This is a genomic window from Pseudomonas sp. GW456-12-10-14-LB2 (genome assembly GCF_002884345.1).
Classification (GTDB): Bacteria; Pseudomonadota; Gammaproteobacteria; order Pseudomonadales; family Pseudomonadaceae; genus Aquipseudomonas; species Aquipseudomonas paraglycinae.
In genome coordinates this window covers 39516-54494 of the sequence record NZ_POHV01000041.1, presented here as the reverse complement: position 1 = coordinate 54494, position 14979 = coordinate 39516, and the positions used below count along the sequence as shown (strand labels likewise).

General features: G+C 61.3%; 14 protein-coding genes and 1 pseudogene. 7 read left to right on the top strand and 8 right to left on the bottom strand.

From position 1 onward, the window contains the following. From C1X29_RS24060 to C1X29_RS24040, 5 genes and pseudogenes are all read right to left on the bottom strand, one after another. Positions 1 to 776: pseudogene (locus C1X29_RS24060) on the bottom strand (hypothetical protein); the annotation flags it as partial. Further along, complete coding sequence (locus C1X29_RS24055) at positions 773 to 1651, bottom strand: endonuclease/exonuclease/phosphatase family protein (protein ID WP_011331775.1); 879 nt, start codon at positions 1649 to 1651, stop codon at positions 773 to 775. The gene C1X29_RS24055 and the pseudogene C1X29_RS24060, both read right to left, overlap by 4 nt. Before the next feature lie 14 nt (positions 1652 to 1665). Next, entirely contained in the window at positions 1666 to 2307 is a 642-nt protein-coding gene (locus C1X29_RS24050) for a thiol:disulfide interchange protein DsbA/DsbL (protein WP_102688236.1), read from the bottom strand. A 200-nt stretch (positions 2308 to 2507) separates the two neighbouring features. Continuing rightward, a complete protein-coding gene (locus C1X29_RS24045) occupies positions 2508 to 3119 on the bottom strand; it encodes a cytochrome c (protein ID WP_039764863.1) in 612 nt (203 codons plus the stop codon). A gap of 32 nt (positions 3120 to 3151) precedes the next feature. After that, complete coding sequence (locus C1X29_RS24040; RefSeq protein WP_085690419.1) at positions 3152 to 3457, bottom strand: cytochrome c5 family protein; 306 nt, start codon at positions 3455 to 3457, stop codon at positions 3152 to 3154. A 191-nt stretch (positions 3458 to 3648) separates the two neighbouring features. Here C1X29_RS24040 and yihA point away from each other — a divergent pair, with 191 nt between their 5' ends. After that, a complete protein-coding gene (yihA, locus tag C1X29_RS24035; protein WP_102718519.1) occupies positions 3649 to 4293 on the top strand; it encodes a ribosome biogenesis GTP-binding protein YihA/YsxC in 645 nt (214 codons plus the stop codon). Between the two features lie 410 nt (positions 4294 to 4703). On the opposite strand, the gene polA is transcribed toward yihA, so the two are convergent. After that, on the bottom strand, positions 4704 to 7511 hold the full coding sequence (gene polA, locus C1X29_RS24030; protein ID WP_102718518.1) for a DNA polymerase I: 2808 nt from the start codon (positions 7509 to 7511) through the stop codon (positions 4704 to 4706). Between the two features lie 74 nt (positions 7512 to 7585). Here polA and C1X29_RS24025 point away from each other — a divergent pair, with 74 nt between their 5' ends. Together C1X29_RS24025 and C1X29_RS24020 are read left to right on the top strand one after the other, a co-directional pair. Further along, positions 7586 to 7882: a DUF2782 domain-containing protein gene (locus C1X29_RS24025; RefSeq protein WP_011331780.1), complete on the top strand. Its 297-nt coding sequence runs from the start codon at positions 7586 to 7588 to the stop codon at positions 7880 to 7882. A gap of 61 nt (positions 7883 to 7943) precedes the next feature. After that, positions 7944 to 8897 carry a homoserine kinase gene (locus C1X29_RS24020; protein ID WP_102718517.1) on the top strand — a complete coding sequence of 318 codons (954 nt, stop codon included), beginning with the start codon at positions 7944 to 7946 and terminating at the stop codon, positions 8895 to 8897. A gap of 41 nt (positions 8898 to 8938) precedes the next feature. Here the strand turns inward: C1X29_RS24020 and C1X29_RS24015 are convergent, their stop codons facing one another. Next, complete coding sequence (locus C1X29_RS24015; RefSeq protein ID WP_102688238.1) at positions 8939 to 9859, bottom strand: zinc ABC transporter substrate-binding protein; 921 nt, start codon at positions 9857 to 9859, stop codon at positions 8939 to 8941. Positions 9860 to 9925: 66 nt separating this feature from the next. On the opposite strand from C1X29_RS24015, the gene zur reads away from it, so the two are divergent. From zur to C1X29_RS23995, 4 genes are read left to right on the top strand one after another with little or no spacing between them, the layout of a single operon-like run. After that, complete coding sequence (zur, locus tag C1X29_RS24010; protein ID WP_011331783.1) at positions 9926 to 10408, top strand: zinc uptake transcriptional repressor Zur; 483 nt, start codon at positions 9926 to 9928, stop codon at positions 10406 to 10408. Then, positions 10408 to 11193 (top strand): zinc ABC transporter ATP-binding protein ZnuC, encoded by a 786-nt coding sequence (gene znuC, locus C1X29_RS24005; RefSeq protein ID WP_085690422.1) that lies wholly within the window; start codon positions 10408 to 10410, stop codon positions 11191 to 11193. The genes zur and znuC overlap by 1 nt, the downstream gene beginning before the upstream one ends. Then, positions 11186 to 11974 carry a zinc ABC transporter permease subunit ZnuB gene (znuB, locus tag C1X29_RS24000; protein WP_007954005.1) on the top strand — a complete coding sequence of 263 codons (789 nt, stop codon included), beginning with the start codon at positions 11186 to 11188 and terminating at the stop codon, positions 11972 to 11974. The genes znuC and znuB overlap by 8 nt, the downstream gene beginning before the upstream one ends. A 37-nt stretch (positions 11975 to 12011) precedes the next feature. Further along, a complete protein-coding gene (locus C1X29_RS23995; protein WP_011331786.1) occupies positions 12012 to 12725 on the top strand; it encodes a PA5502 family lipoprotein in 714 nt (237 codons plus the stop codon). A 38-nt stretch (positions 12726 to 12763) separates the two neighbouring features. Here C1X29_RS23995 and katE read toward each other — a convergent pair whose 3' ends face one another. After that, positions 12764 to 14905, bottom strand: coding sequence for a catalase HPII (katE, locus tag C1X29_RS23990; protein ID WP_102718516.1), 2142 nt, complete (start codon positions 14903 to 14905; stop codon positions 12764 to 12766). Positions 14906 to 14979: the final 74 nt, after the last annotated feature.

The following is a 14979-nucleotide window of genomic DNA, read 5'->3' as shown; positions in this document are numbered from 1 at the left end:
ATTCTGGCCGGCTCAAAGGCCACCACCTCCGGCTCCGTATGGTACTCGGGGGTTGGCTCTGGAGTTTTCGCGGGTTCGGCCACGGGGGCGGCGACCGGTGCTTGGCTGACGGGCGCAGGGGCGACCGGTTCGGCGGTCGTGACAGGCGCTTCCTGCAAGGGCGCGGTTTCATGCGTGACGGGCGGTTGTTCTGTTTGTGCCGGTAGTACGACCGCCGCGGGCTGCATCACTGGAACAGGCGCTTCCTCGTTGTCGCGGCTGCCGAACAGACGCTGCAACAACCCCGGTCGTCCCGGTTCCGCCGGCGTCTCCAGCTGGCTCAAGGCCTTGCCTTGCAAGCCGCTGAGCTCGCTGAGCAACAGCGGCATTTCCCTTGCCTGACTTACCCGGCCGTCCAGCTGCTTGGCGAATTTCTTCAGCGGCTGGGCCACATCTCGGGGCAGCGGGAGAGATTGCAACTGAGTAACCAGCGCAGTCAGTGCGGTGCTGACCTGTTCGATCCGGGTTTCCCGGCGCTGCTCGGAATCGAGCACGGCTTTTTCCAGGCGAGGGAGCAGGGCGGCGAGGCCGGCGTCCATGTCATCGGTGCGCACCACGTCGCGCATCTCTTTCATGCATTGATCGACCACGCGGTCGGTGCCTTCCGCCGCCAGGGTGCTGCGCACCAGACCACGGCGCAGCAGGTCGAGCCGGGCGTCCCATCGACGTTCAAGCTTTTCCTGTTGTTCGATGCTTTTGAGGTATTTCTCTTTCCAGCGCTGGGCTTCGTCGCTCATTCAGGGGTTCCGCGAAGGGCAGTGCTCAACGCGGGCAATGCATCGGCCGTGAGCGAACCCGGCAGACGAATCTCTACCGCGACCGGCAGGTGATCGGAAATCGGTTGTGCCAGCACTTCGACCTTTTCCAGGGTCAGGGTCGGGCTGAGCAGAATATGGTCCAGGCAGCGCTGCGGGCGCCAGCTGGGGAATGTCGCTTCGAGTTGCGGGGCCAGCAGGCCGAGGTCGCGCAACGGCGAGTGTTGCAGCAGATCGCTGGCGTGGGTGTTCATGTCGCCCATCAGCACCTGATGCTTGTAGCCGCCGATCAGTTCGCGGATGTAGGCCAGTTGCATGCTGCGCACCCGGGCGCCGAGCGCCAGGTGCATCATCACCACCACCAGCGCTTCCGGGCCTTCGCCGAAGCGCACCAGAATCGCACCGCGTCCCTTCGGACCCGGCAGCGGATGGTCTTCGATCGCCCACGGCCGCAGGCGACTGAGCACGCCATTGCTGTGCTGGGCCAGTCGGCCAAGGTTGCGATTGAGTTGTTGATACCAGTAGGGGAAGGCGCCGAGCTGGGCCAGGTGTTCGACCTGATTGACGTAGCCTGAACGCAGGCTGCCGCCATCGGCTTCCTGCAGAGCGACCAGATCGAAGTCGCCAAGCAGATTGCCGATCTTTTGCAGATTGCTCGAACGCCCGGGGTGCGGCAGCAGATGCTGCCAGCTGCGGGTCAGGTAGTGCCGATAGCGCTCGGTGCTGATGCCGACCTGAATATTGAAGCTGAGCAAGCGCAGACGGCTGTCTGCGGGCAGGCCCGTCGATTCCAGGTGATGCTCGTTGACCTGCGGTTCATGCAGGCCAACGACGCGTTCGGTTCCCCAGCGGCGCATGGCGATTGCCGCGCTTAGTTGGCGGCTGCCTTGTTGGCCGCTCGCTCTTTGGCCACCAGTTGATCAGCCAGTTTCAGCGCCTGTTCGGCGCCGCCGGCGGAGCCGATATCGAAGCGGTACTTGCCGTTGACGATCATGGTTGGGACGCCGGTGATTTCATATTTCTTGGCCAGTTCGCGGGCTTTCACGATCTGCCCTTTGATCGCGAACGAGTCGAAGGTCGCCAGGAACTTGTCCTTGTCCACGCCTTGAGTGGCGAGGAAATCGGCCATGTCGTTCTTGTCGGTCAGCTTCTTGTGTTCTTTCTGGATGGCGTTGAATACGGCAGCGTGCACGTTGTGCTCGACGCCCATGGCTTCCAGGGTCAGGAACATTTGACCGTGAGCGTCCCACGGGCCACCGAACATCGCAGGAATGCGTACGAAGTTGACGTCGGACGGCAGTTTTTCAACCCACGGATTGATCACCGGCTCGAACGCGTAGCAATGCGGGCAGCCATACCAGAACAGCTCGACCACTTCGATCTTGCCAGGCACGGCGACCGGCACCGGGTTGCTCAGTTCGACATAAGGGGCAGCAGGGGCTTCGGCGGCCTGGGCGGTCACGCCGAACAGGCTGGCAGCGACGAGGGCGGCGCTGATGATCAGATTACGCATGCTTTACTCCTGGACAATTTTGGTCGCCTCGCGCGACCTGTTTTCAGACAGATCCTGGCGGGCATGAGTTCTGTAGTGTAACGGCAGCGGCCACAAAAAAGGGCGGCCAAAGCCACCCTTTTTATACTTGCTGCAACGGATTAATCGAGCGTTAACGTGGCAGGCGTTGGCCATTGCACGCAGCGCTCGAATCGCGCGTCTTAGTGCAGGCCCTGAATGTAGCTGGAGACTGCCGCGATGTCTTCGTCGCTCAGCTTGCGGGCGATGGTGCGCATGGTCATCGCGTCGCCGTCGTTGTTGCGGCCGGCTTCTTCCTTGCGGAAATCGGTCAGTTGCTTGGCGATGTACTGAGCGTGTTGGCCACCCAGGTGCGGGAAGCCGGCGGCTGCGTTGCCGGCGCCGTTCGGCGAGTGGCAACCGGTGCAGGCTGGCAGGCCTTTCTCGAGGTTGCCGCCACGGAACAGGGCTTCACCGCGAGCGACGATCTTCGGATCGGCGGCGCCGACGCTGCCTTTCTGGCTGGCGAAGTAGGCGGCGATGTCGGCCAGGTCCTGATCGCTCAGGTTGGTCAGCAGGCCGGTCATTTCCAGAACGGTGCGCTTGCCCGACTTGATGTCGTGCAGTTGCTTGGTCAGGTAGCGTTCGCCCTGTCCGGCCAGTTTTGGAAAGTTTGGCGCCATGCTGTTGCCATCCGGGCCATGGCAGGCGCCGCATACGGCGGCTTTGGCCTGGCCTGCGGCTGCATCACCGGCAGCATGGGCGAAGCCTGAGATTCCCACGGTCAACAGCAGACTCACGATCAGTTTGTTCATCAGCTAATCCAACTACGGCTAAGGGTTAAGAGTTATGGACCGGGCTTACTCTCGCTCATCCAGAGGATGAGGGCCTGGTAATCCTCGGCACTGCAGTCCATGCACAAACCACGCGGCGGCATCGCCTTGAAACCCTGGGTCACGTGTTGCACCAGCGTCTCCATACCTTTCGCCAACCTCGGCGTCCAAGCTTCCTGATCGCCTCTTTTGGGCGCCATGGGTAGTTGGCCGGAATGACAGGCTCCACAAACACGGTTGTACACGGCTTCCGGATCCTGTGTAGCCTGTGCGCTGTAAAGCGGCATCAAGACTCCGGCAGCCAGCAGCCATTTCGTCATAAAACGACCTTTTCAGGGTTGAGAGCGTTCTGCGTTCTAATGCGCAATCAAGGTCTGTCGCTCTCGTGAACTTCATCCTTCGCTGGGACAAAGCACACACAAAATCTGCGGCATTATATACTGGCGTCACTGAAACGGAAGCGACACCGCGTTCCGCGCCTAATCCCGGCGCCGCCCACATCGGAAATCCCATGCAACTCAAGAATCCCATCCTCGGCCTGTGCCAACAGTCCACGTTCATGCTCAGTGCCGCCAAAGTCGATCAGTGCCCCGACGACGAAGGCTTCGAAGTGGCGTTCGCCGGTCGTTCCAACGCCGGTAAATCCAGCGCACTGAACACTTTGACTCACGCCAGCCTGGCGCGCACCTCGAAAACCCCGGGTCGCACACAGCTGTTGAACTTCTTCAAGCTAGACGATGAACGGCGTCTGGTCGACCTCCCGGGCTACGGTTATGCAAAAGTACCGATCCCGCTCAAGCAACACTGGCAGCGTCATCTTGAGGCTTACCTCGGTGGCCGCGAGAGTTTGAAGGGTTTGATTCTGATGATGGACATCCGTCATCCAATGACCGACTTCGACCTGCTGATGCTCGACTGGGCCGTTGCGGCCGGAATGCCGATGCACATCCTGCTGACCAAGGCCGACAAACTGACCTACGGCGCAGCCAAGAACACGCTGCTCAAGGTGCAGTCGGAAATCCGTAAGGGGTGGGGCGATCAAGTGACGATCCAGCTGTTCTCTGCCCCGAAACGCATGGGTCTGGAAGAGGCCTACACTGTGTTGGCAGGCTGGATGGAACTGGCAGATAAAGGCGTGGAAGCGGCGGCAGAGTAAGGGATTTCAAAACTGTCTGTGGTGCTGTCAGGCAAGGCAAAAGCACTGCTAAAAAGCGGAGTTTAGGGGACCTAAATGAGCATTTTTAGCAGTGCTTTTAACGCAGTATGACGGCGCCACAGGCAGTTTTGAGGCAAAAAAAGCCCCGGACTTCATATGGGGAGGGAGAAGTTCCGGGGTTTAAGTTCCGAACCGCTAGGGCGGGGTTCAGATATCTGCCAACACTTAACACAACATAGGAGCATCGAAGGGCTTCACCAGCCATTCAGTATCTCTGAGTGCCCTGTCGCAAGATTAGTTCAGAATCTTTTCAAAAAACTTTGGAATAAGCTCAAGAACGATCAGGCCTAAGCGATTTTCGATGCCTTTGCCGCGACGCCCTGTCGCGGCAAAACCCCAATCCAGAGGCCTCAGTGCGCCTCGTCCCAGTTGTTGCCAACCCCGACTTCCACCAGCAACGGCACGTCCAGTTTTGCCGCTTCGCTCATGTGCGCACGAATTTCTTCGCGAACCTGATCGACCAGATCCTCGCGAACCTCCAGCACCAGTTCGTCGTGCACCTGCAGGATGACTTTGGCGTCCAGCTCGGAAGCGCTCAGCCAGTTGTCCACCGCCACCATGGCTTTCTTGATGATGTCCGCCGCAGTGCCCTGCATCGGCGCGTTGATCGCCGTGCGTTCGGCGGCGGCGCGTTCCTGAGGCTTGTTGGAGTTGATGTCCGGCAGATACAGGCGACGACCGAAAATTGTTTCCACAAAGCCTTGATCCGCTGCCTGGGCGCGGGTGCGATCCATGTACTCGCGCACGCCCGGGTAACGCGCGAAGTAGGTGTCGATGTAGGCCTTGGCGGTCTTGGTGTCGACGCCGATGTCCTTGCCGAGCTTCTGCGCGCCCATGCCATAGATCAGGCCGAAGTTGATCGCCTTGGCGCCACGGCGCTGGTCGGACGTCACTTCGTTCAGCTCGACCTTGAACACTTCGGCCGCCGTGGCGGTGTGTACGTCCAGATTGTTGCGGAAGGCATTCATCAGGCCTTCGTCGCGGGACAGGTGGGCCATGATCCGCAGTTCGATCTGCGAATAGTCCGCCGCCAGCAGTTTGTAGCCTTTCGGCGCAACGAACGCCTGACGGATGCGTCGGCCTTCAGCAGTACGCACAGGAATGTTCTGCAGGTTCGGATCGCTCGACGACAGGCGACCGGTCGACGCAACGGCTTGATGGTATGAAGTGTGGATACGCCCTGTACGCGGGTTGATCTGCTCCGGCAGGCGATCGGTGTAGGTGCTTTTCAGCTTGCTCATGGAGCGGTGTTCCATCAGCACTTTTGGCAAGCGGTGATCGTCTTCGGCCAGTTTCGCCAGCACTTCTTCGGCGGTGGACGGCTGGCCCTTGGCGGTCTTCTTCAGCACCGGGAGGCCGAGTTTCTCGTAGAGGATCACGCCCAGTTGCTTCGGCGAGCCGAGGTTGAACTCTTCACCGGCGATCTCGAACGCTTCGCGCTCCAGCGCGACCATCTTGTTGCCCAGCTCGATGCTCTGGATGCCAAGCAGTTCAGCGTCGACGAACGCGCCCTGGCGCTCGATGCGAGCGAGCACCGGCACCAGCGGGATCTCGATATCGGTCAGCACGCTGGCCAGGCTCGGGATGGCGCTGAGTTTTTCGAACAGCGTCTGGTGCAGGCGCAGGGTCACGTCGGCATCTTCGGCGGCGTAAGGCCCGGCCTGTTCCAGGGCGATCTGGTCGAAGGTCAGCTGTTTGGCGCCTTTGCCGGCGATGTCCTGGAAGCTCACGGTGGTGTGATCCAGGTACTTCTGCGCCAGGCTGTCCATGTCGTGACGGGTGGCGGTGGAGTTGAGTACGTAGGACTCAAGCATCGTGTCGAAGGCAATCCCGCGCACGGTGATGCCTTCGTTCTGGTCGCCACCGATGGCGCAGTTGGCCAGGATGTTCATGTCGAACTTGGCGTGCTGGCCGACCTTGAGCTTGTTCGGGTCTTCGAGGATCGGCTTGAGCGCGCGCAGCACGGTGTCGCGATCCAGCTGCTCCGGCACGCCGATGTAGGAGTGGGTCAGCGGGATGTAGGCCGCTTCGTTGGCCTGTACCGCGAAGGAAAGCCCGACCAGTTGCGCCTGCTGCGCGTCGATCCCGGTGGTTTCGGTGTCGAAGGCGAACAGCTTGGCGCTTTTCAGCTTTTCCAGCCAGACGTCGAATCGCGCCTGATCGAGGATGGTTTCGTACGCGGCTTCAGCCGGAGCGGCGGGCGCTTCCTCTTCGGCAGGCGCGCTGAACAGATCACCGGCCGGCGCAGGCTCGGCGGCCGCGCTCAGTTCCTGGCGCTTGGCATCGCGATCCAGGTCATTCAGCCAACTCTTGAATTCCAGCAGGGTATACAACTCGTAAAGTTTGGCCGGATCTTCCGGACCCATTTGCAGGTCGTCGAGGCCGATATCCAGCGGCACGTCGACCTTGATGGTCGCCAGTTGATAGGAGAGGAACGCCATCTCCTTGTGCTCTTCGAGCTTGGCCGGCAGGGTCTTGGCGCCACGGATCGGCAGGGTCGGCACGATGTCGAGCTGCGCATACAGCTCGGTCAGGCCGCCGTTGACGCCTACCAGCAGGCCGGAAGCGGTCTTCGGACCGATGCCGGGAACGCCGGGGATGTTGTCGGAAGAATCGCCCATCAGGGCCAGATAATCGATGATCTGCTCCGGAGCGACGCCGAATTTCTCCTTCACGCCCTCCACGTCCATCGAACTACCGGACATGGTGTTGACCAAGGTAATGTGGCCGTCGACCAGTTGCGCCATGTCCTTGTCGCCGGTAGAGATGATCACCGGACGATCGGCGGCCGCGCTGCTGCGGGCCAGGGTGCCGATCACGTCATCGGCCTCGACGCCTTCGACGCACAGCAGCGGGAAACCGAGGGCGATCACGCTCTGGTGCAGCGGCTCGATCTGCACGCGCATGTCGTCGGGCATGCTTGGGCGGTTGGCCTTGTATTCGGCGTACATTTCATCTCGAAATGTCCCACCCTTGGCGTCGAACACCACAGCGAACGGGCTGTCCGGATACTGCTTGCGCAGGCTCTTGAGCATGTTCAGCACGCCTTTGACCGCACCGGTCGGCAGGCCTTTGGAGGTGGTCAGCGGTGGCAGCGCGTGAAAGGCGCGGTACAGGTAAGACGAACCGTCCACCAGGACGAGGGGGGCTTGGCTCATGAGCAGAATCAACCTTTTCGGCGGGCCCGGCGCTAGAATAGCGGGACCGTTGACGACAAAGGGACAAGGTTATCATGCGTACGTTAAATCGCTTGCTGCTGGTCAGTCTGATTGCTGTCTCACCGCTGGCCGCGATCGCGGCGGATGATGCGCCATCGTCGGAGCCGGAAGTTACCATCAGCACGCACACGGAAGGCGACAAGGTCATTCAGGAATACAGCCGCAGTGGATTCGTCTACGCGATCAAGGTCACACCGAAGGGCGGTAAACCCTATTTCCTGGTGCGCGCCGATGGTACGGACGCGAACTACATCCGGTCCGACCAGCCGGATATGCTGATTCCGTCGTGGGAAATCTTTACCTGGAAGTAAGTTTCCTGACTTTTAATCGGCGCCGTTTGATGGCGGCGCCAGAACTGAGCAGTTTTTAACCATGTCTGTGTTCACCCCCCTGGCTCGGCCCGAGCTGGAAACCTTTCTCGCCCCGTACGGGCTCGGCCGTCTGCTCGATTTCCAGGGGATCGCCGCCGGCAGTGAAAACACCAACTTCTTCATCAGCATGGAAAAGGGCGAGTTCGTCCTGACCCTGGTCGAGCGCGGCCCGGTGCAGGAAATGCCGTTTTTCATCGACCTGCTCGATGTCCTGCACGAAGCCGATCTGCCCGTGCCCTACGCACTGCGCACCACCGACGGCGTGGCCCTGCGCGAGCTGAAAGGCAAACCGGCGCTGCTGCAACCGCGTCTGGCCGGCAAGCACATCAAGCAGGCCAACGCCCAGCATTGTGCGCAGGTCGGTGAGTTGCAGGCGCACCTGCACCTGGCGACCCAGGGCGACAACATGATCAAGCGCAAGACCGATCGTGGCCTGGACTGGATGCTGGAAGAGGGCACGCAGTTTCTTTCGCACCTGAGCGATGAACCTCGTGCGCTCCTGCAAACCGCGCTGGACGAAATCACCCGACAGAAAGAGAAAATTCTCGCGCTGCCTCGGGCAAATATCCACGCCGACCTGTTTCGCGACAACGCAATGTTCGAAGGCACGCACCTGACCGGGCTGATCGACTTCTACAACGCCTGCTCCGGGCCGATGCTCTATGACGTGGCGATTGCCCTGAACGACTGGTGTTCCGATGACGAAGGCCTGATCGACGGCCCGCGTGCACGGGCGTTTCTCGGTGCCTATGCAGCACTGCGACCGTTCACGGCGGCCGAGGCCGAGTTGTGGCCGACCATGCTGCGAGTGGCATGCGTGCGGTTCTGGCTGTCGCGCCTGATCGCGGCGGAATCGTTCGCCGGGCAGGACGTGCTGATCCACGATCCGAAAGAGTTCGAGCAGCGTCTGGCACAGCGTCAGACGGTCAGTACGCCGCTACCTTTCGCCCTGTAAAAGAAAAAACCGCAGCCTGTGCAGGCTGCGGTTTTTTTGTATCAGAGCGATTCGAGACAACCCGCCAGATCATTCCCCAGCTTCTCCAGCACTTGCTCATAACCCTGAGCCGTCGCTGGTGTGTACCCGCCCAACGCATCCAGTTCCGCCAGTTTCACCGGCAGACCTGCCACCAGGGTCTCGGCCAGACGTGGACGCAGCGGCGGCTCACTGAACACGCAGGTCTTGCCGACTTCCTGCAAACGCGTGCGCATTGCCGCCACATGCTGGGCGCCCGGCTGCACTTCCGCCGCGACGCTGAACACACCGGTGTGTTTCAGGCCGTAGGCGTCTTCGAAGTAGTCGAAGGCTTCGTGGAAGACGAAGTAGGGTTTGCCTTCAATACCGGCCAGACGTTTCTTCAAGCGCTGATCGAGCGCATCAAGACGCTCATCGAACGCCTTGGCGTTGCTCTGATAGCGCTCGGCATTGGCCGGGTCTGCGGCGCTCAGGTCAGCAGCCATTTTGTCGGCAATAACCCGCGCGTTCACCGGCGATAGCCACAGATGCGCATCGAGGCTGCCCGGACGATGATCGTGGTCGTGTTCGTCGGCTTCTTCGGCATGGGAATGACTGTCTGCGGCGAAGCGGCGCAGTTTCATGCCCGGCAGGTCCTGTACCGCGACGCTCGGCAACGTACGACCGTTCAGCACGCGAGGCAGGAAACCTTCCATGTCCGGGCCGATCCAGTACAGCAGGTCCACCGATTGCACCTTGCGCACATCGGATGGGCGCAAGGCGTAGTTATGCGGCGAAGCGCCCGGTGGCAGCAGCACTTCCGGAATCGCCACGCCGTCCTGCACCGCGGCGGCAATCAGTTGCAGGGGCTTGATGCTGGTGAGGACTCTGACCTCGGCCTGAGCCGGACCGATCAGCAGAAAACCGGTGATGAATACGACAAAAACAGAAAAAAGTCGGGACACGATGACCACTCAATGAGGCGAGAACGGGTAACATAATAACGTCTCTAACCAAACTCGTCGCCGCTCATGCCTATTACACCGATTGCCAGCCGTCCCCACGACCACTCGCACTGCGTTCACAGCGCGCTGTCCGAGGCCGATGCCCTGTGTGCACAGAAAGGCCTGCGCCTGACCGCGCTGCGCCGGCGGGTGCTGGAACTGGTCTGGCAGAGCCACAAGCCGCTGGGTGCCTACGACATTCTGGCGGTGCTCAGCGAGCAGGACGGCCGCCGCGCTGCGCCGCCGACCGTGTACCGGGCGCTGGATTTCCTGCTGGAAAACGGCCTGGTGCACCGCATCTCCTCGCTCAACGCCTTCGTCGGCTGCGTTCACCCGAAACATTCGCACCAGGGCCAGTTCCTGATCTGCCGTGAATGCCACGCCGCCATCGAACTTGAGCAAAAAACCATCAGCGACGCCATCGTCCACAGCGCCAAGGACGTCGGCTTCATCGTCGAGGCCCAGACCGTCGAAGTGGTCGGCCTCTGCTCCGGTTGCCGGGGGGCTTGATGAGCGATGCGCTGATCCGTCTGGAGCAGGTGGCGGTCCGGTTTGCCGGGCAGAACGTGCTGGACAACATTCACCTGAGCGTCGAGCCGGGGCAGATCGTCACCCTGATCGGCCCCAACGGCGCCGGCAAGACCACGCTGGTGCGCGCCGTGCTCGGGTTGTTGAAACCCGACAGCGGCAGCGTCTGGCGCAAGCCGAAACTGCGCGTCGGCTATATGCCGCAAAAACTTCACGTCGATCCGACCTTGCCATTGTCGGTGCTGCGCTTCCTGCGGCTGGTGCCGGGCGTCGATCGCCCACGTGCGCTGGCGGCACTCAAGGAAGTCGGCGCCGAGCATGTCATCGACAGCCCGGTGCAAAGCGTTTCCGGCGGTGAAATGCAGCGCGTGCTGCTGGCCCGTGCCTTGTTGCGCGAGCCGGAACTGCTGGTGCTCGACGAGCCGGTGCAAGGCGTCGATGTCGCCGGGCAAGCCGAGCTGTACAGCCTGATCACTCGCCTTCGCGACCGTCACGGCTGCGGCGTGTTGATGGTGTCCCACGATCTGCATCTGGTGATGAGCACCACCGATCAGGTGGTGTGCCTCAACCGTCACGTCTGCTGCTCCGGGCATCCCGAGCAGGTCAGTGGCGACCCGGCCTTCGTCGAGCTGTTCGGCAACAATGCGCCGAGCCTGGCGATCTATCACCACCATCATGACCACGCCCACGACCTGCACGGCTCGGTGGTCAAAGGGCCCCTGTCGGCTCAACCTCACGTTCACGGAGATAGCTGCAAGCATGGCTGATTTTCTGTTCTACGCCCTGCTTGCAGGTCTGGCGCTGGCGGTGGTCGCGGGGCCGCTTGGCTCGTTCGTGGTCTGGCGGCGCATGGCCTATTTCGGCGACACCCTGTCCCACGCCGCTCTGCTCGGCGTGGCGCTGGGCTTTCTGCTGGATGTCAGCCCGACTGTCGCGGTCACCGTCGGCTGCCTGCTGCTGGCGGTGTTGCTGGTGACTTTGCAACAGCGCCAGCCGCTGGCGTCCGACACGCTTTTGGGAATTCTCGCACCGAGCACGCTCTCCCTCGGGCTGGTGGTACTAAGCTTCATGCATGAAGTGCGGATCGACCTGATGGCCTATCTGTTCGGCGACCTGCTGGCGATCAGCCCGACCGATCTGGCGTGGATCCTCGGCGGCAGCGCGGCGGTGCTGGTGTTGCTGGTGACGCTGTGGCGGCCGCTGCTGGCGATCACCGTGCACGAAGAGCTGGCCAAAGTCGAAGGCCTGCCGGTGGCCGGTTTGCGCATGGCGCTGATGCTGCTGATCGCAGTGGTGATCGCCGTAGCGATGAAAATAGTCGGTGTATTGCTGATTACTTCGCTGTTGATCATCCCGGCGGCTGCGGCACAACGTCACGCCCGTTCGCCGGAGCAGATGGCACTGGGCGCGAGCGTGCTGGGCATGCTCGCCGTGTGTGGCGGGCTGGCATTGTCCTGGTTCAAGGACACCCCGGCTGGCCCGTCAATCGTTGTGACGGCGGCCGCACTGTTTCTGCTGAGTTTTGTTCTGCCCCGTCGAGGGGTGTAGACTTGGTCGTTTTTTGCGCAAATAGAGAGTCGCAGGAATGAAGCCGTTCGCCTCCCGTTATCTGCTCCTTGTGGCCTTTTCAGTGCTGCTGGGCGCCTGCCAAAGCACGCCGCCGGTGGCCGAAGTCCCCGATGCGCGGGCCACGGCCATCGCACAGCTGGAGCAAAGCCTGGCCAGCAGCGAACTGGCCACTGCCGAAGACCAACTGGCAGCCTTGCAAGCCGAAACACCCAACGATCAATCCCTTGAGCAATACCAGCGCCAGTTGGCCGAAGCCTATCTGCGTCGCAGCCAGATCGTCCTGCAGAAGGGCGATGTGAATGCGGCCGCGACCGCGCTGGCCCGTGCCCGCGTGCTGATGCCCAAGGCCCCGGCACTGACCGGTGGCGTCAACGGTGCCATCACCGAAGCGCGCAAGGCCGAGCTGGAGAAAGCCGAAGCAGCGCTGCAAGCCGCCGAAGCCAAGCCGAAAGCCAAGGTGATCGATCCCACCGCCGAGAGCACCACGGTTGCGCTGAATATCACCGATAGCCGCAAACTTCGCCGCCAACTGGATGCGATCGCCGCCGATGTGGTGAATTACGACTGTGCGGTGAGCATTCAGGCCCCGCGCACCAATGATTACCCTTGGCTGGCAACGCTGATCACCAAGCGCGTGAAGAAGCTTGATCCGGATTTCGATCTGAAGATCGAAAAACAGATCCTGCGCACGGTGCCGGCGCAGATGGTTCTGAGCCCGCGCAAACCTTGAATTAACCGCAGCCTGCTTTTCGCAGGCTGCGGTTTTTTTCAGGCCGGAATCGCCTTGGCCTTGGCTTCCCTATCCCAAACCCGGTGCTGCCCGATCGCAGCAAAGAATGGCTTGGTCAGCGCGCCAACATCCTTGCCTTCTAGCAACCCCGCATCCGCCTCCAGCTTCAGCACGTCCAGCAACTGTTTGGCCTCGCCATGCAGCGCAATCGCCTTCAGGTGTTTGTACGCCTCCAGCAGGTAATGCAACGCCACGCCGTCACCGCTCAACGCCTTGACCGACGCCGCGCCACCCGGCACAAACACCGCATCGAACGCCACCGAAGGCAAACCTTCCATCGACGCATCCACCGCCAGGCTTTTGCCATCGGCGGTTTTCACCGGCGCCGAGGTCGGGCCGAGCAGTTTGGCGTGCGCACCTTCTGCCGCCAGCGCCTTCTTCATCGCATCAATCGCTGCGCCATCGACGCCGTTGGCCGCAAGGATCGCGACTTTCCGCGTCTTGATGTTTTCCGGCAACAAGTTGGCCTGACTCAGCGATGGCGAGTGATCCAGTGATGTTTTCGGTACGTCGACGGTGCCTTTGCCTGGCGCTGGCAGACCCAGGTTGGCCGCCACGCGTTTGGCCAGCTCCAGATCGATGTTGGCGAGAATCTCGTTCACTTGCCGCGCCCGGATGAACTCACGCTCAACCTTGCCGAGTTCGAAACTGTAGGCGGCGATGATGTGCTCTTTCTCGTGCGGGCTCATGCTGTTGAAGAACAGCCGCGCCTGGGAGAAGTGGTCGCTGAACGACTCGCTGCGCTGACGGATCTTGTTGGCGTCGATACGCTCCGGATAACTCTCGAAACCGCCGTCCTGCGCGGCCGGCGGGGTTTCTTTCGGCCAGCCGCCATCGATGGAGTTCGGTTCGTAAGACGCGCGGCCCTTGTCGATCACCGTGCGGTGCTGGGCATCGCGCTGGCCGTTGTGGAACGGCGCGACCGGGCGATTGATCGGCAGCTCATGAAAGTTCGGCCCACCGAGTCGGCTGATCTGCGTGTCGGTGTAGGAAAACAGCCGACCTTGCAGCAGCGGGTCATTGGAGAAGTCGATCCCCGGCACGATATGGCCGGGGCAGAACGCGACCTGCTCGGTCTCGGCGAAGAAATTGTCCGGGTTGCGATTGAGGGTCATCTTGCCCAGCGGCGTAATCGGAACGATTTCCTCGGGAATCAGTTTGGTCGGGTCGAGGATGTCGAAGTCGAAGTCGTGCTCGTTTTCCTCCTCGATGATCTGTACACCGAGTTCCCACTCCGGGTAATCGCCCATCTCGATGGCTTCCCACAGATCGCGCCGATGGTAGTCGGTGTCTTTACCCGCGAGTTTTTGCGCCTCGTCCCATACCAGCGAACAAGTGCCGGCAGTAGGGCGCCAGTGGAATTTGACGAAGCGCGATTTGCCCTCGGCATTGATCAGCCGGAAGGTGTGCACGCCGAAGCCCTGCATGCTGCGCAGGCTTTTCGGGATGGCCCGGTCGGACATGGCCCAGATCACCATGTGCGCCGATTCCGGTACCAGCGACACAAAATCCCAGAACGTGTCGTGAGCCGAGCCGCCGGTAGGGATCTCGTTATGCGGTTCGGGTTTCACCGCGTGGACGAAGTCGGGAAACTTGATCGCGTCCTGAATGAAGAACACCGGCATGTTGTTACCGACCAGATCGAAGTTGCCTTCGTCGGTGAAGAATTTCACGGCAAAACCACGCACGTCACGCACGGTGTCGCCGGAACCACGCGGCCCCTGCACCGTGGAAAAACGCACGAACACTGGGGTTTTCTTCCCCGGATCCTGCAGGAAGCCAGCCTTGGTCAGCGTCGAATGGTTCTCGTAGCTCTGAAAGAAACCATGGGCGCCGGTGCCGCGGGCGTGGACGATGCGCTCGGGAATCCGTTCATGGTCAAAGTGCGTGATCTTTTCACGCATGATGAAGTCTTCCAAAAGCGACGGCCCGCGAGGTCCGGCCTTGAGGGTGTTCTGATTATCAGCAATTTTCACGCCCTGGTTGGTGCGCAGGGCCTGACCGGTAGCGTCGGAGCGAAACTTCTCCAGGCTGTCGAGTTTGGCATTGGTGTTGGCGCGATCCGGGGTATCGGTGCCGGCCAGTTGGCTTTTGTCATTGGCAGGTTTCTTGGTACTCATCAGTCATGAACTCCTGTTTGTCCCGGGATTGCTCCGGAACGCTTGAGTGTTTCCCAGGCACGGCACCCAGGGTT